The sequence below is a fragment of the Bradyrhizobium sp. MI1.11 genome, assembly GCF_055811255.1.
This window is the reverse complement of sequence record NZ_JBVVPM010000075.1, coordinates 1-1770: the sequence shown is the minus strand read 5'-3', so window position 1 is coordinate 1770 and position 1770 is coordinate 1. Positions and strand designations below refer to the sequence as shown.

The window sequence follows — 1770 nt, the reverse complement described above, 5'->3', positions numbered from 1 at the left end:
GGGGGGGGTCTCTTGCTTCAACACCTCTCGGGGGGGGGGGGGGGGGGGTTGGGGTGGCCAAATTCATTTTGCCCCCTGGGGGGGGGGGGGGGGGGGCCGCCCCCCCCCCCCCGCCGGGGGGGGGGCGGCGTCGGGTGTCCGAGTGAACTCTGTTCATCCCGGCTTGGTCACCGGCCCGACGAGCAGGAATCAGGATGGCTATCGCTTTCCGATTCCACTCGGGCGGGCCGCCCACCCCCAAGAAGTGTCGCACGCCGTGTTGTTCCTGCTAAGCGACGAGTCCTCCTATCTAACCGGATCGGAAATCGTGGTTGATGGTGGTCTGACGATAGGTCTCCCGCACAAATGTCTGCCAGCGGAAAGCATCTTTTGAAAAACATCGACTCCTGGTGTCATCCGGTCAAAGCAGCTTCAAACTCTCGACCGATCTCTCCTTCCTCGAGAAGCTGTAAGACTTGATGCAAACAATGCCGGAAACGCGTTATGACCAGCAGTGCTGCAAGAATCCGAGCAGCTATTCGGACCGTTAGACTAGCTCTCGAGGCGGTCTTCCGTTCGATCGGCAATGTGCGTCCGGTGAGGAGAGGCGTGTGGAACGACGATTCGCATGGGAAATGTATATCCGGCCATGAGGAAGGGGATCCGCTGCGCGATCCCGCGGCTCGCAAATGGGCCGACAGTCCCCTGCAGCCTCCTGAGAACTGAGCGTTCCGCGGCAAGCCGATACATTTGCATGCACGTCGGCTCTGCGCGTGGGGCGCGCGAACTAAGTCCCGACTGCGCGGGTTCGTGAATGCCGGAGCGAAGGCGCGGGGTTTTAAGAGTGGAGTTCGCGGCTGCAATTTAGTGAATGCGAACTCTCTGGAAGAACTTAGGACGAAGATCTCTCCGCACAGTGTCCATTAAACGATACACAAAGCACCGAACATACTTCTGTTCTTCCGTCGCATAGTCCAGTAAATCAGGCAACGTCTGGTGACCTGCCCCGGCCGATTTCCTCCAGTTGAAGTTAGAGTCCGGCCTTCTGAAGGACGGACAAATGAAGCGAGCCAGGTTTACGGAAGAGCAGATTATAGGCGTGCTGCGCGAGCATGAGGCCGGTGCGAAGACGGCCGATTTGGCACGCAAGCACGGCGTCTCGGAAGCGACGCTTTACAACTGGAAGTCCAAATTCGGCGGTATGGACGTCTCGGAGGCCAAGCGGCTACGGCAGCTTGAGGACGAGAACGCCAAGCTGAAGAAGCTATTGGCCGAGCAGATGCTGGATGCGGCGGCGCTGCGTGAGCCTTTTTCAAAAGATGTATGACCCGCCCCGCCCGTGCAAGGTCGTTTGATGAGGACGATGCAGTCTGCACAAATGTATCCGGCCTCTTGCAAGTGGGCCGCTGTTGCGGCCAGGCCATGATGAGATCCGCGCGTGCCCTTCCCAGATAAATGGTTCGGGCTCGAAGCCCGCTTTTTTGCACAGGGGTTTACGGCGCGCCCATCGACTGTTTCGTCATCACCTTCACGAACCTCGCAGTCTGGAACAAACGGGATCAGCTAAAGGCCGGATCCCGCCGTTCATAGCTTGCGCCGGGCTTGGTCATCACCACCCATGCGATCCGCGCAATCTTGGCCGCCAAGGCGGCGGTGACCTTGTTAGTGCGCATGCGTGCCTGAAGTCCATCAAGCCACGCGCCAAGGCGGTATCGCGATCAAGATGAGTCACGCAGGAACGGGCGCCATGGATGATCATCCGGCGCAGATATCGATTGCCGCGCTTGCTTA

General features: G+C 59.3%; 1 protein-coding gene and 2 pseudogenes. 2 read left to right on the top strand and 1 reads right to left on the bottom strand.

Annotation, left to right across the window (positions count from 1 at the left end; all coding sequences use genetic code 11):
* Window positions 1-142: 142 nt before the first annotated feature.
* Together AC0L30_RS38530 and AC0L30_RS38525 are read left to right on the top strand one after the other, a co-directional pair.
* The gene (locus AC0L30_RS38530) at window positions 143-373 is read left to right on the top strand and encodes an SDR family oxidoreductase (RefSeq protein WP_473406456.1); all 231 of its coding nucleotides are present in this window, start codon (window positions 143-145) and stop codon (window positions 371-373) included.
* Window positions 374-1039: 666 nt separating this feature from the next.
* Window positions 1040-1297: pseudogene (locus tag AC0L30_RS38525) on the top strand (transposase); the annotation flags it as partial.
* A 241-nt stretch (window positions 1298-1538) separates the two neighbouring features.
* Here the strand turns inward: AC0L30_RS38525 and AC0L30_RS38520 are convergent.
* Window positions 1539-1770, bottom strand: a pseudogene (locus AC0L30_RS38520) (IS110 family transposase); the annotation flags it as partial.